Source organism: Dolomitihabitans soli, assembly GCF_022213955.1.
In the GTDB taxonomy this organism is placed as follows: Bacteria; Actinomycetota; Actinomycetes; order Streptosporangiales; family Streptosporangiaceae; genus Streptosporangium_A; species Streptosporangium_A soli.
Genome location: NZ_JAKNTW010000009.1, coordinates 150610 through 173015 on the forward strand (window position 1 = coordinate 150610; position 22406 = coordinate 173015).

The 22406-nt window shown below is 69.2% G+C and carries 23 protein-coding genes; 13 read left to right on the forward strand and 10 right to left on the reverse strand.

Features of this window, described 5'->3' with window-relative positions:
- Positions 1 to 13 precede the first annotated feature (13 nt).
- Positions 14 to 1168, forward strand: coding sequence for a mannosyltransferase family protein (locus MBA17_RS20605; protein WP_238498144.1), 1155 nt, complete (start codon positions 14 to 16; stop codon positions 1166 to 1168).
- Between the two features lie 102 nt (positions 1169 to 1270).
- Here MBA17_RS20605 and MBA17_RS20610 read toward each other — a convergent pair whose 3' ends face one another.
- The gene (locus MBA17_RS20610) at positions 1271 to 2026 is read right to left on the reverse strand and encodes a deoxyribonuclease IV (RefSeq protein WP_238498145.1); all 756 of its coding nucleotides are present in this window, start codon (positions 2024 to 2026) and stop codon (positions 1271 to 1273) included.
- 95 nt (positions 2027 to 2121) lie between these two features.
- Between MBA17_RS20610 and MBA17_RS20615 the strand changes: the two genes are divergently transcribed.
- Positions 2122 to 2304 (forward strand): hypothetical protein, encoded by a 183-nt coding sequence (locus MBA17_RS20615; protein WP_238498146.1) that lies wholly within the window; start codon positions 2122 to 2124, stop codon positions 2302 to 2304.
- Positions 2305 to 2354: 50 nt separating this feature from the next.
- Here MBA17_RS20615 and MBA17_RS20620 read toward each other — a convergent pair whose 3' ends face one another.
- A complete protein-coding gene (locus MBA17_RS20620; RefSeq protein WP_238498147.1) occupies positions 2355 to 2666 on the reverse strand; it encodes a hypothetical protein in 312 nt (103 codons plus the stop codon).
- A 238-nt stretch (positions 2667 to 2904) separates the two neighbouring features.
- Here MBA17_RS20620 and rpsF point away from each other — a divergent pair, with 238 nt between their 5' ends.
- From rpsF to MBA17_RS20655, 7 genes are all read left to right on the forward strand, one after another.
- Positions 2905 to 3195, forward strand: coding sequence for a 30S ribosomal protein S6 (rpsF, locus tag MBA17_RS20625; protein WP_238498148.1), 291 nt, complete (start codon positions 2905 to 2907; stop codon positions 3193 to 3195).
- An 85-nt stretch (positions 3196 to 3280) separates the two neighbouring features.
- Entirely contained in the window at positions 3281 to 3838 is a 558-nt protein-coding gene (locus MBA17_RS20630) for a single-stranded DNA-binding protein (protein ID WP_238498149.1), read from the forward strand.
- Positions 3839 to 3913: 75 nt separating this feature from the next.
- A complete protein-coding gene (gene rpsR, locus MBA17_RS20635) occupies positions 3914 to 4150 on the forward strand; it encodes a 30S ribosomal protein S18 (RefSeq protein ID WP_061256131.1) in 237 nt (78 codons plus the stop codon).
- 13 nt (positions 4151 to 4163) lie between these two features.
- Positions 4164 to 4610 (forward strand): 50S ribosomal protein L9, encoded by a 447-nt coding sequence (gene rplI / locus MBA17_RS20640; RefSeq protein WP_238498150.1) that lies wholly within the window; start codon positions 4164 to 4166, stop codon positions 4608 to 4610.
- A 159-nt stretch (positions 4611 to 4769) separates the two neighbouring features.
- Positions 4770 to 5633: an ABC transporter substrate-binding protein gene (locus MBA17_RS20645; protein WP_238498151.1), complete on the forward strand. Its 864-nt coding sequence runs from the start codon at positions 4770 to 4772 to the stop codon at positions 5631 to 5633.
- A complete protein-coding gene (locus MBA17_RS20650; RefSeq protein WP_238498152.1) occupies positions 5630 to 6481 on the forward strand; it encodes an amino acid ABC transporter permease in 852 nt (283 codons plus the stop codon). The genes MBA17_RS20645 and MBA17_RS20650 overlap by 4 nt, the downstream gene beginning before the upstream one ends.
- Complete coding sequence (locus MBA17_RS20655; protein WP_455432807.1) at positions 6478 to 7221, forward strand: amino acid ABC transporter ATP-binding protein; 744 nt, start codon at positions 6478 to 6480, stop codon at positions 7219 to 7221. Before MBA17_RS20650 ends, MBA17_RS20655 begins: the two co-directional genes overlap by 4 nt.
- Here MBA17_RS20655 and MBA17_RS20660 read toward each other — a convergent pair whose 3' ends face one another.
- Positions 7222 to 8745: an amino acid permease gene (locus MBA17_RS20660; RefSeq protein ID WP_238498154.1), complete on the reverse strand. Its 1524-nt coding sequence runs from the start codon at positions 8743 to 8745 to the stop codon at positions 7222 to 7224.
- A gap of 135 nt (positions 8746 to 8880) precedes the next feature.
- A complete protein-coding gene (locus MBA17_RS20665; RefSeq protein ID WP_238498155.1) occupies positions 8881 to 10200 on the reverse strand; it encodes an MATE family efflux transporter in 1320 nt (439 codons plus the stop codon).
- 390 nt (positions 10201 to 10590) lie between these two features.
- Here MBA17_RS20665 and dnaB point away from each other — a divergent pair, with 390 nt between their 5' ends.
- Both dnaB and MBA17_RS20675 read left to right on the forward strand, forming a co-directional pair.
- Entirely contained in the window at positions 10591 to 14151 is a 3561-nt protein-coding gene (gene dnaB / locus MBA17_RS20670) for a replicative DNA helicase (protein WP_238498400.1), read from the forward strand.
- Positions 14152 to 14473: 322 nt separating this feature from the next.
- Entirely contained in the window at positions 14474 to 15517 is a 1044-nt protein-coding gene (locus MBA17_RS20675; RefSeq protein ID WP_455432808.1) for a fatty acid desaturase family protein, read from the forward strand.
- Here MBA17_RS20675 and MBA17_RS20680 read toward each other — a convergent pair.
- Complete coding sequence (locus MBA17_RS20680) at positions 15510 to 16259, reverse strand: metallophosphoesterase (protein ID WP_238498156.1); 750 nt, start codon at positions 16257 to 16259, stop codon at positions 15510 to 15512. The two genes, MBA17_RS20675 and MBA17_RS20680, sit on opposite strands and share 8 nt — an antisense overlap.
- The gene (locus tag MBA17_RS20685; RefSeq protein ID WP_238498157.1) at positions 16253 to 16705 is read right to left on the reverse strand and encodes an Lrp/AsnC family transcriptional regulator; all 453 of its coding nucleotides are present in this window, start codon (positions 16703 to 16705) and stop codon (positions 16253 to 16255) included. Before MBA17_RS20685 ends, MBA17_RS20680 begins: the two co-directional genes overlap by 7 nt.
- 64 nt (positions 16706 to 16769) lie before the next feature.
- Here MBA17_RS20685 and MBA17_RS20690 point away from each other — a divergent pair, with 64 nt between their 5' ends.
- A complete protein-coding gene (locus MBA17_RS20690) occupies positions 16770 to 17660 on the forward strand; it encodes an SMP-30/gluconolactonase/LRE family protein (RefSeq protein ID WP_238498158.1) in 891 nt (296 codons plus the stop codon).
- 10 nt (positions 17661 to 17670) lie between these two features.
- Here MBA17_RS20690 and MBA17_RS20695 read toward each other — a convergent pair whose 3' ends face one another.
- From MBA17_RS20695 to MBA17_RS20710, 4 genes are read right to left on the reverse strand one after another with little or no spacing between them, the layout of a single operon-like run.
- Positions 17671 to 18423 carry an SDR family NAD(P)-dependent oxidoreductase gene (locus MBA17_RS20695; RefSeq protein ID WP_238498159.1) on the reverse strand — a complete coding sequence of 251 codons (753 nt, stop codon included), beginning with the start codon at positions 18421 to 18423 and terminating at the stop codon, positions 17671 to 17673.
- 55 nt (positions 18424 to 18478) lie between these two features.
- Positions 18479 to 19054 carry a TetR/AcrR family transcriptional regulator gene (locus tag MBA17_RS20700; protein ID WP_238498160.1) on the reverse strand — a complete coding sequence of 192 codons (576 nt, stop codon included), beginning with the start codon at positions 19052 to 19054 and terminating at the stop codon, positions 18479 to 18481.
- Between the two features lie 39 nt (positions 19055 to 19093).
- The gene (locus MBA17_RS20705; RefSeq protein WP_238498161.1) at positions 19094 to 19828 is read right to left on the reverse strand and encodes an ABC transporter permease; all 735 of its coding nucleotides are present in this window, start codon (positions 19826 to 19828) and stop codon (positions 19094 to 19096) included.
- A gap of 13 nt (positions 19829 to 19841) precedes the next feature.
- Positions 19842 to 20750 (reverse strand): ABC transporter ATP-binding protein, encoded by a 909-nt coding sequence (locus MBA17_RS20710; RefSeq protein WP_238498162.1) that lies wholly within the window; start codon positions 20748 to 20750, stop codon positions 19842 to 19844.
- Between the two features lie 133 nt (positions 20751 to 20883).
- Between MBA17_RS20710 and MBA17_RS20715 the strand changes: the two genes are divergently transcribed.
- Complete coding sequence (locus MBA17_RS20715) at positions 20884 to 22404, forward strand: sensor histidine kinase (protein WP_238498163.1); 1521 nt, start codon at positions 20884 to 20886, stop codon at positions 22402 to 22404.
- Positions 22405 to 22406: the final 2 nt, after the last annotated feature.

The following is a 22406-nucleotide window of genomic DNA, read 5'->3' on the forward strand; positions in this document are numbered from 1 at the left end:
ATTCTCTAGTTTTGTGTCTCTCTCAACCCGGCAGACCACTTACCAGACACTCGCCCTGTGGATCGGTTCCCGCCTCGGAATCGTGATCCTCTCGGTCGTGGGCGCTGGAGTCTTCCTGGAGGAGAACGCCAAGCCGCTCCTCGAACGCTGGCGCAACTGGGACGCCAACCTCCTCATCGTCATCGCCGAACACGGTTACGGCGGCGATCCCGCGGGCAAGCCCGACGCCGGGCTGCCCGCCTTCTTCCCCGGCATGCCGGCTCTGCTGCGCGTGGTCCACATGGTCATCCCTGACTGGACGGCGAGCGGGCTGCTGATCTCGCTGGTCGCCGGCGGGGTCGCGATGGTGGCGCTGGCCCGGCTCGGCGACTTCGAAGGGCCGGTGGGCACCGGCAGGCGGGCCGTACTCCTGCTGCTGTTGTGCCCCACGGCGGTCTTCCTGTTCGCGGGCTACAGCGAGGCGCTCTTCCTGGCCTTCGCCATACCCGCGTGGCTGGCCGCCCGCCAGGGCAACTGGACGGCGGCCGGGCTGCTCGGCGCCGGGGCGGCCTGCGTGCGTATCACCGGCCTGTTCCTGGCGCTGGCGCTCATCGTGGAGTATTTCACCGGCCCCTGGCGTACGGCGGAGGGGGAGCGTGACCGTTACCGGACGCACCCGGGCTGGTTGCTCGTGCCGTTCGTGCCGCTCGCGCTCTATTCGGCCTTCCAGTACGCCAGGACCGGCGACTGGCTGGCCTGGAACCACGCGCAGGAGGCCGGCTGGGGACGCAGCCTGGTGTGGCCGTGGGAGTCGCTCGCCACGACCTGGCAGTCGGCGTCGGGCGACGGGCAGTTCGCGTGGGCGTTCCGGCTGGAGATCGCCGGGGCGCTGGTCGGACTGCTGCTGGCGCTGTGGCTGCTGGCCATGGGCCGGTGGAGCGAGCTGGTCTACGTGGGGCTCCAGGTCGGCGCGCTGCTCTGCTCGGCCTACTACCTGTCGATCCCGCGCTCGGCCCTGCTGTGGTGGCCGCTCTGGCTGGCGCTGGCCAGAGCGGGCACGCCCCGGCCGGACGAGCAGGGCCGGCGGGCGCTGGTACGGCCGGCCGTGGTGCCGGTCTACGGACTGGTGATCGGCCCGTTGATGGTCGTCAACGTGCTGACCTTCCTGAAAGGCGGCTGGGCCGGGTGAGCGCCCAAGGCGGCCGGAGCGGGTCGCCTGCCGGAGGCGACCACCCCGGGCAGCCGGACGGCTGAGGTCGGTCGCCTGTTGGAGGAGGCCGGGCCTCGGCGGTCAGAGATTCTTGCGCAGGAACGCGATGTCGTCGGCGTGACCCGCGCCGGGCGTCTCCACCACGACCGGCGCGCCCGCCTCGCGGCACACGCTGAGGATGAGCTCGGGGTCGATCTGCCCGGTGCCCAGGTTGGCGTGCCGGTCGGCCCCCGAGTCGAACGTGTCGCGCGAGTCGTTGCAGTGCACGAGGTCGATCCGCCCGGTGATGGCCTTGACCCTGCTGACCAGGTCGACCAGCTCCTCGCCGCCGGCGTGCGCGTGACAGGTGTCGAGGCAGAAACCCACGTCGAAGCCGTCGAGCGCGTCCCAGAGCCGGGCGATGCGGTCGAGCCTGCGCGCCATCGCGTTGCCGCCGCCCGCGGTGTTCTCGATGAGCACGGGGATGGGGCTCTCCATCCGCTCGAACACCTTGCGCCAGTTGTCGAACCCGCCCTGCGGATCGTCGCCCGCGTTGACGTGGCCGCCGTGCACGATCAGGCCCTTGGCGCCGATGCCGGCCGCGGCCTGGAGGTGCTGGGTGAGCAGCTTGCGGCTGGGGATGCGGATCCGGTTGTTCGCCGTCGCGACGTTGATCACGTAGGGGGCGTGGATGTAGACGTCGATGCCGGAGCCTTCGAGGTCGGCCGCCTTGTCCGGGACCTTCGGCCCTTTCCACCCCTGGGGGTCGCCGAGGAAGAACTGGACCACGTCGGCGTCGATAGCCGTCGCGTGGGCCCGCGGGTCGTCCTGGTCGACGTGAGCTCCGATGCGCACCATGGGTTCGAGGGTAGCCGACGCGGGTCGTGGCGTTTCGAAAGTACGCCCGTGGGCAGTCGTGGGGCGCGAAACCCCCCAGCCCCAAGGAGACGGACGTGGCCTACTACCGCCGAGGGATCAGCCTGATCGGCCTGATCTACATCCTGGTCGGGTTGTACGTGGCCTGGGTCTACGACTACATCACCCCCGCCCTGCTCAAGGACGTCGCCGAGGCGCTGCTCGCGGTCCTGCTCTGGTTCCTGGTCCTGCTCGGGGTGGACCTGCACATCGGCGGCTGAGCGTGCGGCAACTCCACAGGGCTTGGCGGCCCTGTGGAGGAGTCGTCCCACTACGGCATGAAACCGCCGTGGTAGATGCCGAGGGTCGCGCCGACGAACGAGGCGACGATCCCGATGACGTTGAGCGACCTCTCCGCGGTCGTGGCCGAGACGTACTGCGACCACAACCCTCCGACGAAGCCGAGCATGCCGGCCCAGCTGGCGATCACGTGGGCGTCGGTGATGAAGCCCGCGACGATCGCCACCAGGCCGCACACCAGCGTGGCGACGCTCAGGAGGTTCTCGATGGGATGTGAGCGGCCGTCACCGCCCCAGGACAGGCGGAACGGCTGGGTCTCCACGGGGCCGAACACGTGTGGCATCGGCGCCACCCCCTCAAGGATGCGTGTGCTAAAGGATTTCCCTGGTTGGAGGCGTCGCAATCCTGCGCCGGGCACTCGGGCCGCCCTGATAGCCTGGACCGGCTGCGTTGTGATGGGTGCCTTGTCACCCTCATCGTGGAGAACCGCCGCTCAGAGGCGTTCCCGCGAAGACGTCAGCGTCCTCCTGTCACGGCACGGTGTCGTGACCGCAAGAGTCCAGAGGAGGTTGGAAGTCCGCATGCGTCGATACGAAATGATGGTCATTCTCGACCCGTCGCTCGATGAGCGCACCGTGGCTCCCTCGCTCGACCAGTTCCTGGCCGTCGTCCGCAATGACGGTGGCACCGTGGAGAAGGTCGACGTCTGGGGCCGCCGCCGGCTGTCTTACGAGATCATCAAGAAGCCCGAGGGCATCTACGCGGTGATCGACCTGACGGCGGAGCCCGCCACGGTGAAGGAACTCGACCGTCAGATGAACCTCAACGAGGGCATCCTGCGGACCAAGGTCCTGCGCCCGGACGCGCACTAGAGGGGCAACCCGCTTTTTTGTCGGGCGGCAGCCGTACTCTGAGCCGTAACCAACGCGAAACCGTGCAGGAAGGCAAACGGGAGCCATGGCAGCAGGCGACACCCAGATCACAATCGTCGGCAATCTCGTCGACGACCCGGAGCTGCGCTTCACCCCGACGGGGACGGCCGTGGCCCGATTCCGCATCGCGTCCACTCCGCGGTTCATGGACAAGCAGACCAACGAGTGGAAAGACGGCGAGGCGCTCTTCCTGACCTGCAACATCTGGCGGCAGGCAGCGGAGAACGTCGCAGAGAGCCTCCAGCGGGGGATGCGCGTCATCCTCCAGGGGCGGCTCCGCCAGCGGTCGTATGAGACCAAGGAAGGCGAGAAGCGCACCGTCTACGAGGTCGAGGTCGACGAGGTCGGCCCGTCTCTGCGCAACGCCACCGCCAAGGTCAACCGCACCACCCGCCAGGGTGGCGGCGGTGGCGGTGGCTTCGGCGGCGGTCCCGCCGACGACCCGTGGGCGTCCGCCTCTCCCGCCCCCTCCGGTGGCGGCGGCGGCGGTAGCTACGGCGGCGGTGGCGGTGGCGGTGGTTTCGGCGGCGGCCAGCAGCAAGGCGGCGGCGGCGGAGACTTCAGCGACGAGCCTCCCTTCTGATCACGTTCCATCACTGTCCAATATCCGAACTGACCATTCCCGCCCCTTCGGCGGGGCTCTGAAAGGAGCACCACGATGGCCAAGCCGGCACTGCGCAAGCCGAAGAAGAAGGTTTGCCTGTTCTGCCACGACAAGATCTCCTACGTCGACTACAAGGACACGGCGCTGCTGCGGAAGTTCATCTCCGACCGCGGCAAGATCCGTGCCCGCCGGGTGACGGGCAACTGCACCCAGCACCAGCGTGACGTGGCGACCGCGATCAAGAATGCTCGTGAGATGGCCCTGCTGCCATACACGAGCACCGCTCGCTAGGAGGTCAGGACCGATGAAGCTCATTCTCACCAGCGAGGTCTCCGGCCTCGGCGCCCCCGGCGACATCGTCGAGGTGAAGAACGGCTACGGCCGTAACTACCTGCTCCCGCGCGGTTTCGCGATGCTGTGGAGCCGTGGCGGCGAGAAGCAGATCGCCTCGATCAAGAAGGCGCGCGACGCGCGTCAGATCCGCGACCTCGGCACCGCCAAGGAAGTCGCGGGCCAGCTCAAGTCGCTCAAGGTGACGCTGAAGACCCGCGCCGGCGACACCGGCCGGCTGTTCGGCTCGATCACCACGGGCGACATCGCCGACGCGGTCAAGGCCGCCGGCGGCCCGCAGCTCGACCGTCGTCGCATTGAGATCAACAACGCGATCAAGAGCCTCGGCGCGCACCGGGTCTCGGTCAAGCTGCACCCGGAGGTCTCCGCCGCCCTCGAAGTCGAGGTCGTCGCGGGCTGAGCCACACCGGCTCGGCGTTCCCTTCGCGATCAGGCCCTTCCCCGGTTTCCGGGGGAGGGCCTGACGCGTTGATAAGTCCTGGTCAAGTGATCGGGAAATAATGGGATACGCATACAATCTTCACGTTCACCAGGTTGGACGTCCCCGCTGGAGGCTGTCATGGTCCGTCCCTCGATGCTGCTCGCGCTGGGCGCGCTCGTGACGGCGGCGGTCGCCTGTGCCCCGGTGAGCGACACCGGTACGGCCGGCACGGCGAGCCCGTCCGCCCCGGCCTCCTGCGCCAAGGACCAGCTCCCCCTGAAGACCCCGGGCAAGCTGACCATCGCCACCGACAAGCCCGCCTACGAGCCGTGGTTCGCCGACGACGACCCCGCGAACGGCAAGGGCTTCGAGAGCGCCGTCGCCTACGCCGTCGCCGGCGAGCTCGGCTTCACCCGTGACGAGGTCGAGTGGATCACCGTGGCGTTCGACACCGCCTTCGCCCCGGGCGCGAAGAAGTTCGACTTCGACCTCAACCAGGTCTCCATCACCCCTGACCGGGCCAAGGTCGTCGACTTCAGCAAGGGCTACTACAAGGCCAAGCAGGCCGTGGTGGCGGTCGAGGGGTCGAAGTTCGCCTCCGCCACCGACCTGGCGGGCCTCAAGGACGCCGTCATCGGCGTCCAGGTCGGCACCACCTCGCTGCAGGCGGTCACGGACGTCATCCAGCCGGCCACCCAGCCCAAGGTCTACAGCCAGCAGGTCGACGCGGTGAACGCGCTGAAGAACAAGCAGGTCGACGCCATCGTGGTGGACCTGCCCACCGGCTTCTACGTGACGGCCGCCCAGGTGGAGAAGTCCAAGATCGTCGGTCAGTTCGGCGCGCCGGGCGCGGCCGAGGAGTTCGGGATGGTCTTCGAGAAGGGCAACCGCCTGGTCTCCTGCGTCGACGAGGCGATCGGGAAGGTGGCCTCCTCCGGCGACCTGGCGAAGATCGAGACCGAGTGGCTGGGTTCGGCCGCGGGCGCGCCGGAGCTGAAGTGACCCAGCAGGTCGACGGCTGGGTCAAGAGCGAGCGGCAGGTCGAGCGGGAGCGGCAGCGCGGCAGACGGGCGTTCCGCTCGGGGTCCGTGGCCTCCGCCTCGACCCTGGTCTGCCTGGTGGCGTTGGCGGCACTGGTCACCAACGCCCCCGGCTGGGCCCGGGTGCGGGAGACCTTCTTCAACGTCGAGGCGTTCACCGAGGCCCTGCCCGACGTGTTGTCCGGCTTCTGGACGAACATCCAGATCTTCCTGATCGCCGAGCCGCTGATCCTCATCGTCGGCCTGCTCATCGCGCTGGTCAGGGAGTTGAAGGCGCCGGTGTTCTTCCCGCTGCGCGCGCTGGCCGTGGCGTATGTGGACGTCTTCAGAGGGGTCCCGACCCTGCTGGTGATCCTGCTCGTCGGCTTCGGACTGCCCGCGCTCGAACTGCAGGGCGTGCCCAAGGACGAGGTCACGCTCGGCGTCGTCGCGCTCACCCTGTCGTACAGCGCCTATGTCGCCGAGGTCTTCCGGGCGGGGATCGCCACGGTGCACCCGAGCCAGCGGGCCGCCGCGCGTTCGCTGGGGCTCGGGCACGGTCAGACCATGCGCTACGTGGTGTTGCCCCAGGCGGTGCGCCGGGTCATCCCGCCGTTGCTCAACGACTTCGTGTCGCTGCAGAAGGACACGGCGCTGGTGTCGACCATCGGCGTCGTCGAGGCGCTGCGGCAGGCGCAGATCTACGCCAGCGGTACGTTCAACTACACCCCTTATCTGGTGGCGGCCCTGTTGTTCATCCTGCTCACCATCCCGATGGCCCGCCTCACCGACCATCTGGCGGCCCGTTCGCAGCGGCGGCGAGGCGCGTGACGATGCTGACGATCGAGAATGTCTGGAAGCACTACCACGGGCACAGCGTGCTGCGCGGGGTGGACCTCACCGTGCGGCCGCACGAGGTCGTCTGCCTGATCGGGGCCTCGGGCTCGGGCAAGTCGACCCTGCTGCGCTGCGTCAACCTGCTGGAGACCGTGGACGACGGCGCGATCTACCTGGACGGGGAGGAGATCACCGCGGTCCGCACCGATCCCGACGACGTGCGCAAGCGGCTGGGCATGGTCTTCCAGGCGTACAACCTCTTCCCGCACATGACGGTGCTGGAGAACATCTGCCTCGCGCCCCGCAAGGTCCACGGGACCGGCCGCGCGGAGGCCGAGCGGCAGGCCCGCGACCTGCTCGCCAGGTTCGGCCTGGCGGACAAGGCGACCGCCTACCCCGACCGCCTCTCGGGCGGCCAGCAGCAGCGGGTGGCGATCATCCGCGCGCTGGCCACCGGGCCGCGGCTGCTGCTGCTCGACGAGGTCACCTCGGCGCTCGACCCCGCGCTGGTCACCGAGGTGCTAGGCGTGATCAGAGAGCTCAAGGAGGGCGGCATGACGATGATCCTGGCCACCCACGAGATGGGCTTCGCCAAGGAGATCGCCGACACCGTCTGCTTCCTCGACGGTGGCGTCCTGCTCGAACGCGGCTCTCCCGAGCAGATCTTCACCGCGCCGCGCGAGCCGCGCACCCAGGAGTTCCTGCGCAGCGTTCTGGAGAGCCGCCGCCTGTAGTCAGCGTCGGTGCCGTCCCGGCTCGGTTCTGTCGGGTCCGGCGCCGATGGCCAGGACACTGTGGCTTCTGCCGTACAGGAGGTAGACGACCAGGCCGAAGATCATCCAGCCGGTGAAGTAGACCCAGGTGATGAGCTGGAGGTTCATCATCAGCCAGAGCGACGCGGCCACGGAGAGCATCGGGACGGCGGGGGAGAGCGGCACCCGGAAGCCGCGGTCCAGGTCGGGCATCGTCTGGCGCATCATGATCACGCCGGCGGCCACGAACATGAAGGTGAAGAGGGTGCCGATGACGACCATCTGCTCCAGGGTGAGCACCGGCACGGTCTGGGCGAGGAGCACGGCGACCGCGCCGATCACCAGGGTGGCGCGCGAGGGCGTGTGGTAGCGGCGGCTCAGGGTGGCCAGGCCGCGCGGCAGCAGGCCGTCCCTGGCCATGGAGAACAGCACGCGGGTCTGGCCCACCAGGAGCACCAGCACGACCGTGGTCAGGCCGAGCACCGCGCCGATGTTGATGACGTGCACCATGAAGCCCTCGCCGACGTGGCGGAAGGCGGCGGACAGCGGCGCGGCCGGATCGATCCGTTCGTAGGGGATCATGCCCACCATCACCAGGGCGACCGCGATGTAGAGGACGGTGGCGAACACCAGGCTGCGGATCATCCCCCTGGGGATGGTGCGAGACGCGTCCTCGGCCTCCTCGGAGGCGGTGGCCACGATGTCCCAGCCGATGTAGGCGAAGGCGATCGCCGGGGCCGCGGCGAACACGCCGAACCAGCCGAACGTGTGCGGTTCGCCGAAGGCCGCGCCCAGCACGGTCGTGTGCAGGAAGTCGGTCTCCACCGGCGCCGGGCCGCTGGGCGCGGGCACCTTGCCCTCCAGGTTGGCCGGGTCGAAGTGGAGGGCCCCGACGACGATCACCGCGCCGATGGCCAGCAGCTTGGCCGCCACGAAGATCCACAGCGCGCGCAGCCCGACCCGAGCGCCGAGCGCCACGACGGCGGTCAGCGTGACCAGGATGACCAGCGTGAACAGGTCGAACCCCGAGGTCTGGCCGATCATCCCGGCCAGCGGCTCGGGGACGCGTACGCCGAAGTCGCTCAGCGTCTGCGCGGCGTAGAGGGACCAGGCGCGGGAGACGACGGCGGCGGCCAGTTCCATCTCAAGGATCAACGCCCAGCCGATGACCCAGGCCCATACCTCGCCGAAGATCACGTATGTATAGGTGTAGGCGCTCCCGGAGGTCGGCATGGTGGACGACAGTTCGGCGTAACAGAGCGCGGCGAGCAGGCTGGCGATGCCGGCGATCATGAAGGACAGGACCACGCCGGGCCCGGCGACGGCCGCGGCCTGCCTGCCCGCGATGCTGAAGATTCCGGCGCCGATCATGACGCCGAGTCCGAGCACGACGAGGTCGCGTGGCCGGTACACGAGAGGGAGCCGGCGGCGGGCTCCGGTGCGTAAGCCCGTCGCGGCGGTGGCGGGTAGCCGGCGCCCGATCGACGTGGAGCGGTCTGCGGACACAGTGAACCATTCCTGAGGGATGACCAGATTTGGCGGCCTTGCCCCGGGAGGCCGGACGCCCACCATCCCCCGAAGGGTTCGGCTCGACAAGGGCCGCGAAGGTCACGGCGTCGTCAAATGATGGACAAGAGCAGGTCACGCCCCCGTGATCAACCACGCTGTGCCGTACGCCCGCCAACCCAGCGTGAGCAGGCGCGCGACCATCCACACCCCGAAGGCCAGCCACAACGCCACCAGCCCGCCGCCCAGAGCCACCACCAGCAGCGCGGCGGGCAGATAGGCGAGCGTCGTCCACACCCCCGCCCAGGCCAGGTAGGAACGGTCGCCTGCGCCGATCAGGACACCGTCGAGCACGAACACCACCCCGGCGATCGGCTGGAAGAGCGCGACCGGCCACAGTACGGCCAGCAACTCGGCGGCGACCGCGGGCTCGGCGTCGAACAGGCCGGGTGTGACCGGGCGCAACAGGAGTACGGCGAGTCCGAACAGCACGCCGCAGACGACGCCCCACCCGATCATGCGCCGGGTCGCGGCACGGGCGGCCGCCACGTCGCCGGCGCCGAGCGCGCGGCCGGTGATGGCCTGACCGGCGATGGCGATGGCGTCGAGGGCGAAGGCGAGCAGGGTCCAGATCTGGATGGCGATGGCGTGCGCGGCGATCTGCGCGTCGCCCATCCGGGTGGCCACCACGGTGGCGATGATGATGACGATGCGCAGGCAGAAGGTCCGGATCAGCAGGGCGATGCCGGCCGTGCCCGCCGTCTTGATGCCGGACAGGTCCGGCCGCAGCGGAGCCCCGTGCCGGCGCGCGCCCCTGACGACGACCACGACGTAGACGGCCGCGCCGAGCGCCTGGGCGAGCACGGTGCCCCAGGCGGACCCGGCGATGCCGAAATCCAGTACGAGCACGAACCAGGCGTTCAGCAGCGCGTTGAGCGCGAAGGAGCCGATCGAGACGGCGAGCGGGGTGACGGTGTCCTGGAGACCGCGCAGCACGCCGGTGCCGGCCAGGATGACCAGTAGCGCGGGGGTGCCGATCAGGCTGATCCGCAGATAGGTCACCGCCTGGGCGGCGACTTCGGGGGAGGCGCCGAACATGGTCACGATCGCGGGGGCCAGCGGCCAGGCCACCGCGATGACCGCCACGCCGATCCCGGTGGCCAGCCAGAGCCCGTCGACCCCCAGCTTGATCCCCCGCCGGGTGTCGCCCGCGCCGATCTGCCTGGCGACGGCCGCCGTGGTGCCGTACGCCAGGAACACACAGAAGTTCACCAGCGCGGTCATCGCCGCCCCGGCGATGCCGAGCGCGCCCAGCGCGGTGGTGCCCAGCCGCCCCACGATGGCGTAGTCGGTGAGCAGGAAGAGCGGTTCGGCGACCAGCGCGCCGAACGCGGGGACGGCCAGGCGGAAGATCTCGCGGTCGTGTTGACGGCCCGCGCGGGAGGTAAGGGGCATATGGGTATTCTGCCTATTACGTCGGGCCGAACGACACGCGGCCCCCCAGATAACTGCGACTTTCTTTCATCCACAGGCGGTGGATAACGTTTTTGCTGACAGGGCGGGGTTCTCGTGATCTGTGGAAGAGTTATCCACAGTCTCGTCCCCAGGCTCTCCCCACTCTTCGGGGAGTAGTACACACGTTAGCCACAGGCTCATCCACAGGCCGCGTTGCGACCATGCTCATCAAGCCGCGAAACTGTCTCACTGGTCGACTACATGTGGGGAAGTGGGCCGGCCGCGAGAGCAAGGGGGTGCGCGGTGGACGGAGAGTCGCCGGGTTTCGCGGCAGGTTTCGAACGCACCCCGCCGCACAGCATCGAGGCGGAACAGTCGGTGCTGGGCGGCATGCTGCTGTCCAAGGACGCCATCGCCGACGTCGTGGAGGCACTGCGCTCCGACGACTTCTACCGCCCGGCCCACCAGATCATCTACGACATCGTCACCGACCTGTACGGCAGAGGCGAGCCCGCCGACGCCATCACCGTCATGGACGAGCTGCAGAAACGCGGCGAGTTCGGCCGGGTCGGCGGCGGCGCCTACATCCACACCCTCACCGCCGTCGTCCCCACGGCGGCCAACGCCGGCTACTACGCGAAGATCGTCAGGGAGCAGGCGATCCTGCGCAGGCTCATCGAGGCCGGCACCCGCATCGTCTCCTACGGCTACGGCGGGCAGAACGAAGAGGTCGACGAGCTGGTCGACCGCGCCCAGGCCGAGATCTACAAGGTCACCGAGCGCCGCACCTCGGAGGACTATCTCCCGCTCGCCGACATCATGCCCGGCGCCCTCGACGAGATCGAGGCCATCGGCAGCCGATCCGGCCAGATGGTCGGCGTCCCCACCGGCTTCCAGGACCTCGACTCGCTCACCAACGGCCTGCACCCCGGCCAGATGATCGTCGTGGCGGCCCGGCCGGCGATCGGGAAGGCCCTCGCGCTAGACACGCCGCTGCCTACCCCCACCGGCTGGACGACCATGGGCGAGGTCGCGGTCGGTGATCATCTGATCGGCGCCGACGGGAAGCCCACCCGGGTCGTCGCGGCGACCGAGGCGATGCGCGGGCGGCCCTGCTACGAGGTCGAGTTCAGCGACGGCACGGTGATCGTCGCCGATGCCCGGCACCAGTGGCGGACCAGCGCGCGCGTGAGCCGCCGGCAGCCGTCCCGTTCCTGGCCCGCCGAGTCGGCCGCCCGCGTCACGCAGGCCTCCGTGGCGTCGAGCAGCGGGGTGCGTCTCTCGATCGCGAGGGAGTTCCGTCCTGTTCTCCGCACCGTGGAGACGGGGATCGGGCCGATGTCCTCCGCCCTGGCCGGCCCTGGCCGGCCCGACGGTTCCCGGCGGCTCCTCGAAGCACCGGTTCTCCGGCCGGAGAACACCGCCACGACGGCGATGCACGGCGAGATCGTGACCACCGAGGAGATCGCCGCCACCCTGCGCCGCTCCCCGGCCGACGCCCGGCCGAACCACGCGGTCGGGGTCGCGATGCCGTTCGATCTGGACGAGCAAGACCTACCTCTGCCGCCGTACGTCCTCGGGATATGGCTCGGCGAAGGTCATCGCGAGGACGCGAGGTTCACGACCGTCGACCCGGAGATCGTCGCCAATGTCGAAGCGGAGGGTCTGTGGGTCACCCGTGCCGGCGACGGCGTCACCCACTCCATCGGGTTCCCCGGTCCGGAGGGTCCGGTGTCGCGTGGCTGTGCGGTCTGCGAGGCGATGGTCGCTCCCCGGTCGGGTGATCCCGTTCCGTCGCCCGCCTGCGCCGACTGCGGGGACCGGCCTGACACCGTGCGGGCGACCCTGCGGTCCTTGGGGGTTCTCGGTGACAAGCACATTCCGCGGCGATACCTGCGTGCCTCCGAGGAGCAGCGGAGGGCCCTGCTGGCCGGGCTGCTGGACACCGACGGCTACGTGAGCCGTGCCGGCCGCATCCAGTTCGCCGTGACGAACGAGCGGCTCGCCAACGACGCCCTGGAGCTCGTCCTGAGCCTCGGCTACCGGGCGACCATGCGGACCAGGGCGGTCGAGGGCCGGGCCGCCGGCTCCTCGGTCTGTCACATGATCGATTTTACGGCGGCGGAGACGGTGTTCCGTCTTACGCGCAAGGCCGTCCGGCAGGCGGCCACGGCGCGCCCCGCGAGCCTGGTCCGGTACATCGTCGACGTCCGGGCCGTGCCCTCGACGCCGGTGCGATGCGTCGAGGTCGACAACGCCGATCACATGTACCTGGCGAGCAGGGCCTGTATACCGACGCACAACAGCACCCTGGGCTTGGATTTCGCGAGATCTGCCGCTATTAAGCACGGAATGACCACCGTCGTGTTTTCGCTGGAAATGTCGCGAAATGAGATCACGATGCGCCTGTTGTCCGCGGAGGCGCGGGTGTCACTGCAGTCGATGCGGTCCGGTCTGATGAACGACGACGACTGGACCAGGCTGGCGCGCCGGATGAGCGAGGTCGCCGAGGCGCCGCTGTTCATCGACGACTCGCCCAACATGTCGATGATGGAGATCCGGGCCAAGTGCCGCCGGCTCAAACAACGCAACGACCTGCGCTTCGTGATCGTCGACTACCTCCAGCTGATGAGCTCGCCGAAGAAGACGGAGAGCCGCCAGCAGGAGGTCTCCGAGATCTCCCGGGCCATGAAGCTGCTCGCCAAGGAGCTTGAGGTCCCGGTCATCGCGATCTCGCAGCTCAACCGTGGCCCCGAGCAGCGGACCGACAAGCGGCCCATGGTCAGCGACCTGCGTGAGTCCGGCTGTCTCACGGCGGCGACCCGGATCCTCCGCGCCGACACCGGCGCGGAGGTGTCGATCGGCGACCTGCTGGCGAGCGGTGAGCGTGACGTCCCGGTCTGGTCGCTCGACGAAGGGCTCCGGCTGGTCCCCCGCACCCTGACGCATGCCTTCTCCAGCGGGGTCAAGGAGGTCTTCCGGCTGCGGCTCGCCTCCGGGCGGGAGATCGAGGCGACGGCCAACCATCCGTTCCTGACCTACGACGGCTGGCGTCCGCTGGGAGAGGTCCAGGCCGGCACGCGACTGGCGGTCGCCCGCCACGTGCCCGCGCCCCTGGAGACCGGAGAAGTGTGGTCGCCGGAGGAGATGACCGGCGACCCGGCAGGCGTGCCCCCGGGCGTCTTCGCCCTGCCCAAGCACCGGATCGCCCGCTTCCTGCGCCACCTGTGGGCGGCCGACGGCCGGATCCGGTGGGACGAGACGACGGGACAGGCCCAGGTCCACTACGCGTCGGCCGGTCGCCGGCAGGCCGACGACGTCGCCCGTCTCCTGCTGCGTTTCAACGTGCTGGCCCGGGTCGGGGAGTCCGGGAGCGGCGACCGCCGGCACCGGTTGTCGATCGACGACGCCGAGAACCAGTTGCGCTTCCTCGACGGCGTCGGCGAACGATCGGCCGAAGCCGCCCGGTGCACGGCCGGACTGCGCGCGGCGAGGGGCGGCGCCGACCGCGACGCCGTACCCGGTGCGGTCTGGGATCGGGTCGGTGGCGCCCTCGCGCATCACCCGTCCTCGACGGTGAGGCACGCCCGGCAGAGCCTCGGCGAGGTGGCGGCGATCCTGGACGACGCCGAGTTGGAGATGCTCGCGACCAACGATGTGTTCTGGGACGAGGTAGCCTCGGTTCAGAGTCTGGGAATGCAACCCGTTTACGACGCCACGGTCCCCGGCACTCATAACTTCGTGGCGAACGGCATCAATGTCCACAACTCGATCGAGCAGGATGCCGACATGGTCATCCTTCTGCACCGCGAGGACGCATATGAGCGGGAATCGCCGAGAGCCGGTGAGGCAGACCTGATCGTGGCCAAGCATCGTAACGGCCCAACAGCCACCGTTACGGTCGCTTTTCAGGGCCACTACAGCCGTTTCGTCGACATGGCTGCACACTGAGTTTTCGCAGGTCAGCATCATCTGGTCGGACAATGGGGACGAAACCTCCCGCGTCCGCTACTCTTTGCGGTCACGGACCAGACAGATCCCACGCGGGAGTCGTAACACGTGATCGTCTACACCGCTTCGAAGGACTGGCTCGTCGCCGATACCCCCATGGTCGCCCGCACGCGGCCGAATCAGGCGTGAGTCATGGTGGGGTCAGCACTACCAAGAGCCGGGGTGGCGACGGGATTCCCGCAGGCCGGGGTGGTTCCGAGACTAGAGAGACCCGCAACCGGTACGGCTGAGGCCATCGTCAAGGAACCACGTGAGGAGACCCGTGACCAGCTCAATCGCGATCGAACCCACCGGTCGGTCAGAGGACGCCAGAGGCAGTGACTTCGCACGGCTGTCCCGAAGGATCGCCAAGGCGGGTCTGATGGAGCGACGGCCCGGCTACTACGCCGCGCGGTTCACCATCGTCGCCTGCCTCTACGTGGGCAGCTGGGCCGCGGTCGTGCTGGTCGGGGAGTCGTGGCTGCAGTTGGTGGTCGCGGCGCTGCTGGCGGTGGCGTTCTCGCAGGCCGCGCTCGTCGCGCATGATCTCGCGCACCGGCAGGTGTTCCGCACCAAGCGCATCACCGAGGTCTCCGGCTGGCTGGTCGGCAACCTGCTCATCGGCATGGGCTACGGGTGGTGGACCGACAAGCACACCCGGCACCACGCCAACCCCAACCACGAGGACCACGACCCCGACGTCTCGCCCGACGTGCTGCTCTGGTCGGAGCGGCAGGCCAAGGTGAGCCGCGGGCTGCCCAAGCTCATCGGCCGCTGGCAGGCGTATCTCTTCTTCCCGCTGCTGACGCTGGAAGGCATGAACCTGCACGTCGCCAGCTTCCGCTCGTTGTTCAAGTCGACCATGAAGAACCGCCCCATCGAGGGGGCGCTGCTCGTCGCGCACGTCGTGATCTACCTTGCGGTGATCTTCACGCTGCTGCCGTTCGGCATGGCGCTGGCGTTCGTGGTCGTGAACCAGGCCGTCTTCGGCGTCTACCTCGGCATGACGTTCGCCCCCAACCACAAGGGCATGCAGATGCTCTGCGGCGACGACGAGAAGCTCGACTTCCTCCGCAAGCAGGTGCTGACCTCCCGGAACGTCACGGGCGGCCGGGTCATCGACGTCGCGCTGGGCGGGCTCAACCACCAGATCGAGCACCACCTGTTCCCGAGCATGCCGTCGGTCAACCTGCGCAAGGCCAAGCCCATCGTGAGCGAGTTCTGCGCGGAGATCGGCGTTCCCTACCATGAGTGCGGCCTGGTCGACTCCTACCGCCAGGCGCTGGGCCACATGCACGAGGTCGGGGCGGGACTGCGCGCTAAGTGATCACACGGGTGTGCGTGACGAGGCTGCCGTCGTCGTAGAGGTGCAGATCGACGGCGGGCGGCAGGTCGTAGTCGATCGGCGCCCGTTCCGCCGACTCCACCGGGAGCAGCAGCGTGGAGACCACGCCGGGCGCCACCCGTAGCGGGAGCCCGGCGAAGGTGCCGCTGGCGGCGGTGTGCGCGTGCCCGACCAGGAGCGCCGCCGCCGAAGGGTGGCGGCCCAGCACCTCGGCCAGCCGGTGCGCCTCGCCCAGCCGGATCTCGTCCACGTACGGCAGGCCGAGCGGAATGGGCGGGTGGTGCATGCCGACGAAGACGGGCACCCGGCTGGCGGCCAGCACGTCGTCGAGCCACGCCAGGGTCTCGTCCGCGAGGAGACCGTCAGGACGGCCGGGGATGCTGGAGTCGCACAACGCGATCGTCGCCGCCGCCAGATGCAGCACCTGGTTGACCGGCCCGTTGGGTGGGCCGTCTCCCTGCTCGCCGAGGAGCACCTTGCGGAACTCCGGCCTGGAGTCGTGGTTTCCCGGGCAGATGACTGTCGGGTAGGGCGACCGCCGCAGCAGGTCACGGACGATTTCGTACTCCTCGACCGTTCCGTGGTCGGCCAGATCGCCGGTGACGATCAGCGCGTCGATCGGGCCGGGCAGCGCGGCGAGATAGCGCATCACCCGTTCGGCGCGTTCTACGCTCTGCGGGGAGCCGCCGATGTGGATGTCGCTGATGTGCGCGATTCTCAGCATGCCGACAGGCTACTCGTGGGCCGTTCGAAGAAGGTCTGCAGCACCACGATCGCCTGGGTGCCGGTGACCCCGTCGATCTGGAACAGCCGGCGCAGGACCGCCTGGAGTTCGTCGGTGCTGCCCGTACGCACCTTCACCAGCAGCGACGACGAGCCCGCGATCACATGCGCCTCCTCGACCACGGGCACGGCGAGCAGGGCCTCGGCGGTGGGCGGGTCGCCCATCCAGGCGTTGGAGTCGATCATCACGAAGGCCAGCACTCCCCGGCCGAGCGCGACCGGATCGACGTCGATGGTCGTGCGGCGGATGATCCCGCGCTCCCTCAGCTTGCGCACCCGTTCATGGGCCGCGCCGCTCGACAACCCGACCGCCTCGCCGAGCGCGGAGTACGGCCTGGCCGCGTCGTGCTGGAGGAGCTCGATGAGCTTACGGTCAATCTCATCCATAGAAACCCTGTCCTCGCCATATAGAGTTCGGTCGTATCCCAATATAGCGAGATAGGGTTAAGTCATGATTGAGATGTTGGACCCGAGATTCAAGGATTGCCGAGGCGACGACCAGGTCGAGCGGCTCTATCAGGGGTGCCGCTGGGCGGAGGGCCCGGTCTACTTTCCCGCACACCGCTCCCTGGTGTGGAGCGACATCCCCAACGACCGGATGCTCCGCTGGGATGAGGCGACCGGCGGAGTCGGCCCGTTCAGGCAGCCTGCGGGCTACACCAACGGCAACACCCTCGACGCCGAGGGCCGGCTCGTCTCCTGCGAGCACGGCAACCGCCGGGTCACCCGCACCGAGCACGACGGCTCGATCACCGTCATCGCCGACCGCCACCAGGGCAAGCGGTTCAACAGCCCGAACGACGCCGTCGTCAGGTCGGACGGCTCCATCTGGTTCACCGACCCGTCGTACGGGATCGACAGCGACTACGAGGGCCACCGGGCCGAGAGCGAGATCGGTGGCTGCCACGTCTACCGCGCCGATCCGGCCACCGGCGAGGTGCGGATCGTCGCCGACGACTTCGTCCGCCCCAACGGCCTGGCGTTCTCCCTCGACGAGCGGCTGCTCTACATCGTCGACACCCGCGTCAACCACATCCGCGCCTTCGAGGTGACCCCGCAGGGCACGCTCACGGGTGGCGACGTCCTCGCCGAGTGCTCGAAGGGCGTCTTCGACGGGATCCGGCTCGACGACGCGGGCCGGATCTGGGCGGCGGCCGGCGACGGCGTGCACTGCTTCGACCCGGACGGCACCCTGATCGGCAAGATCCATTTCCCGGAGACCGTGTCCAACCTGGTCTTCGGCGGCCCGAAGGGCAACCGCCTCTTCGTGACCGCGACCACCTCCGTCTACTCCATCATGCTCACCGTCAACGGAGCGCCCCGCCTGATCGACCGCCGGTGAGGCGTCCGGCTCAGAGGGAGGTGCCCCCGTCCACGACGAGATCGTTGCCCACGGCGAAGCCGGCGTCGTCGGAGGCCAGCCACAGGACGGTCCCGGTGATCTCGTCGAGCGAGCCGACCCGCCCGATCGGCACCTGCTCCTTCATGCGCGTCTCGCGTTCGGCCTCGGTCTCGCCGGGACGCATGGACATCTCGGTGTCGTGGGGACCCGGGCTCACCACGTTGATCCGGATGCCCTCACCGATGTGTTCGAGCGCGGCCGTACGGCTGAGCGCGGTGACCGCGGCCTTCGAGGCGGCGTAGGCGCTGAGGCCGGGGACGTGCATGTGGGCGCCGAGGTTGCTGCTCACGTTGACGATGACGCCCTTGCCCGCCGTACGCATGGCGGCCACCTGGTGCTTCATCGCCAGGAAGACGCCGGTGGCGTTGATCTCCAGCACGCGGGTCCACTCGGACTCGGGGAGGTCGGTGACGCTGCCCATGGTGAAGACGCCCGCGTTGTTGATCGCGATGTCCAGCCGGCCGTACCTCTCGACGATCTCGCCGACGAGGGCGGCCACGCTCGCGGAGTCGGTGACGTCGACGGTGGTCGCCGTGGCCCGGCCGCCTGCGGACTCGATCTGCCTGACGGTCTCCTCCAGCGGGTCGCGGGTCCTGGCGGCCACCACGACCGTCGCCCCCTGGCGGGCGAAGCCCAGCGCGACCGCGCGCCCGATGCCGGAACCCGCGCCGGTGACGAGCACCGTCTTATCCGCAAATTTCATGTTCGATCCTCTATCTTGACCAGTCGTTCTAGAATTACGGCACAAAAAAGCCGGTTCACGCAAGTACGGCAAGGGCCTGGGCGGCGGCATCCCGGAGCCTGGCGGGATCGGGGGAGCCCTTGGCCATGAGCCGCAGGCCCTGCAGGAAGACGAGAATGAAACGCCCCAGTGCCTGCGGATCCCGGTCGGCGGGCAGCTCACCCTGCGCACGAGCCCGGATGAACGCCGACGTCAGAGCCGTCTCCAGCGAACCCCAGTTGCCCTCGACGAAACGGGTCACCGGCAGATCGCCGGGCAGCAACTCGGCGGCCGCGTTCACGATCATGCATCCGCGCTGGTCGGCCACCGACTGCTCGGTGTAGAGCTCGACCAGCGCCCGTACGGCAGGCAGCGCGGGCCCCGGCTGTGACAGCAGTTCGATCGGTGAGGGATCGCGCTTCTCCACATACCGCCGCAGGGCCAGCACGTAGAGCTCGTGTTTGCTGCCGAAGGTGGCGTAGAGGCTCGCCCGGCCGATCCCGAGGCGCGCCACCAGGTCGGCCATCGACGTCGCCTCGTATCCCCGCGCCCAGAACAGCTCCAGAGCCGCCTGCAGGGCGGTATCCGGATCGAACTCCTTCGTCCTTGCCATGGCCCCGACTCTAAACCATTCGAGAACGATCGGTCAAAATTACTCCCACTTGAAGAACCGCACCGCCGCACCGCCCGCCAGCAGCAGGGTGGCCGTCATGACGACCAGGTTCAGCGGTGCGGGGGCGGCGCCGCCCCAGGTGTCGCGCAGCGCCTGGCCGAACGGGACCACCGGCAGGAAGTCGCCGACCTGGCGCAGCAGGTCGGCCATCGCCTCGCGGGGCATCCACATCCCGCTGACGAAGAGCAGCGGGAACATCAGCAGCGACCCGATCCCCGGCGCGGACTTGGCAGTCGGCGCCAGCGCGCCGATGAGCAGCCCGACGGCGAAGACCGAGGCGCTGCCGAGGAGGAAGACCAGCAGGAATCCGAGCGGCTGCCGCGGCATGGCGACGCCGTGCACGAGGTTGACGAGCACGATCATCAGCCCGGTGGCGATGATCGCGACGCCGACGTTGATCAGGACCTGAGCGATGATCAGCCGGCTCGGGGAGACCGGCGTGGTCGACATCCGGCGGAGCTGACCGCTCTCCCTGCTCATCGCCATGGCCGCGGGCAGCACCGTGAAGGCCAGCATGACGACCGCGAGCACGGTCATCATCGCTGGCATGTGGGTGTCGATCACCGCCTGGCCGCCCAACTCGGGAATGGGGTCGCGCATGCTGGGGATGCTGCTCAGGCCCAGGAGCAGCACGGTGGGCAGCAGCACGGCGAAGAACAACGAGGCCGGGTCGCGCAGGAAGAGCTTGGTCTCCACCGTGAGTGTCTTCATCATTTCGGCGTTCTCCCTAGAAGTCGATCTTCTTGCCCGTGAGGGCGACGAAGGCGTCGTCGAGACTGGCCCGCTCGACACGCAGGTCGATGGGCACGATGTCGTGCTCGGCCAGGGCGAGAGTGATCGCCGTCAGCAGGTTCCCGGTGCCCGTCACGGTGATCTGGCCGCGTGAGCTGGTCACGTTCAGCACCTCGGGAAGGGCCTTGAGCACCGGGTCCGCCACCGGCGTCGAGGTCCGGAAGGTCACTCGCTGCTCTCCGTCGACCCGGCCGACGAGCCCCGCCGGGCTGTCGACCGCGACCACCCGGCCGGAGTCGATCACGGCGAGCCGGTCGCAGAGCCGCTCCGCCTCCTCCATGAAGTGCGTGACCAGCACGATCGTCACCCCACTCGCCCTGACCTCCTCGATCAGGCCCCAGGTGTCCCGGCGGGCCTGCGGGTCCAGGCCGGTGGTGAGCTCGTCGAGGATCGCCACCCGGGGGTTGCCGACCAGCGCCAGGGCGATGGAGAGCCGTTGTTTCTGGCCGCCGGACAGCTTGCCGTAGGCGGCGTCCCGCTTGTCGGCGAGGCCGACCTGGTCGAGCAGCGCGTCCCAGTCTCTGGGCGCGCGGTAGAAGGAGGCGTAGAGGTCGAGCGCCTCCCACACCTTCAGCTTCTCGGCGAGCCCTGAGCTCTGCAGTTGGATGCCGAGGATCTGCTTCAGCTCGGCGGCGTCCCGCCGGGGGTCCAGGCCCAGCACGGAGATCGTGCCGCTGTCGGGGGTGCGCAGCCCGGCCAGGCACTCCACCGTCGTCGTCTTGCCCGCGCCGTTCGGCCCGAGCACGCCGAAGATCTCGCCTTCCTCGACGGTGAAGGACACACCGTCCACCGCGACCATGTCGCGGTACCTCTTGCGTAGTTCGTTCACTTCGATGACTGCCATGACCACGACGGTAGGAACGCGGCGAGCCGTACGGAATCCGGTTTGACGCCCGGTGGGGGTGGGGCTAGCTCCACCTGGAAAGGTATTCAGGGCCACTACCGGCACCCCGCGGGATCACCGAGACTGGGGAACCATGAGGAGACACGCACAAGCCCTCCTCCGCACGATGGCGCTGGTTCTCGCGGCGCTGGCGGAGGCCGTGGCCACCGTCGCCGGGGCGATGTCCCTGATCCTCGTCTACGGGCTCGGCATGGTCTTCCTCCTGACGCCCGTCGTGCGGATGCACCGGGTCCTCACCGGGCTGGCCCGCAGCAGGGCGTGGGCCTGGTCGGGCATCCGCGTCCCCGAGCCGTACGACCCGCCCCCGCCCCCGCCCGTCCTCCAGCCCGACGGCTGGTACCGGTCGGAGCGCACCCTCTACAAGACGCCCACCGTCCCGGCGTGGAACATGCGCTGGAAGTGGATGTTCGCCGATCCCGCCACCTGGCGCGACATGCTGTGGCTGGCACTCGACCCCTTCGTGTCCGGCGTCCTCGGCCTGCTCCCCCTCCTCCTGATCGGCTGCGGTGTGGCGACGCCGTTCCTCTGGCACCCGTTCGCCGCCCCGCTCGGCCTGGCTGTCGCGGCGGCAGGTGTGCTGGCGGCTCCCCGGCTGCTACAGGCCCATGCCCGGTGGACCGTCCTGCTGCTCGCCCCGACCGCGCGTACCCTGCTCGCCGGGACGATGCGCCACCTGGCCAGGACCAGGACCGAGGCCATCGACTCCCAGTCGGCCGAGCTGCAGCGGATCGAGCGCGAACTGCACGACGGGGCCCAGGCCCGGCTGATCGCGATGGGCATGACCCTCGGCGCGGCGGAAGGGCTGGTCCGCGACGATCCGGCCGCCGCCAAGGTCCTGCTCGCCAGGGCGCGCGAGGCGTCGGCCACCGCGCTCGGCGAACTCAGGCGGGTGGTGCGCGGCATCCACCCGCCGGTGCTCGCCGAGCGCGGGCTCGGCGACGCGGTCCGCGCACTGGCGCTGGACAGCCCGATCCAGGTGACGGTGGAGGTCGACCTGCCGGTACGGCCCGAGCCGCCGGTGGAGTCCGCGGCCTTCTTCGCGGTCAGCGAGTTGCTCACCGACGCCGCCGGGCAACCCGGCGCCGAGCGGGTGCTGATCGACATCAGCCATCAGGGCGCCGCCCTGCGTGTCACGATCACCGGCGACGGAGACGCCGAGCCGTCCGAGGAGGTACGGCACGGCGTCGAACGGCGGCTGGCGTCCTTCGACGGGGTGCTCGCCGTCTCCGGTGTGCCCGGCAGCCCGACCACGCTGACCCTCGACCTGCCGTACGCGCTGACCCACACCATCACCGACAAGGCGCCGAAGATGCCCGGGTGGAAGGTCTTCCTGGTGGTGTTCGGCTGGTCGCTCGGCTGGTTGCCGCTCTTCCCCCAAGGGCTGGTGTCGATGGTGTTCAAACTCTCCGGAACCGAGGAGCGCGCCTGGTTCCTCGCGCTGCACGTTCCCGAGCCGTTCCAGTGGCCGGTCATCGTCTTCATGATCTGTCTGGGAGCGGTCATGATCGGCATGGCCGCGACCATCCCGCTCCGCCATTCGCGGGAACGCTGGCTGGCCGAGGCCACCCCCCATCGCCTGTGGCTGGAGCGGTGACG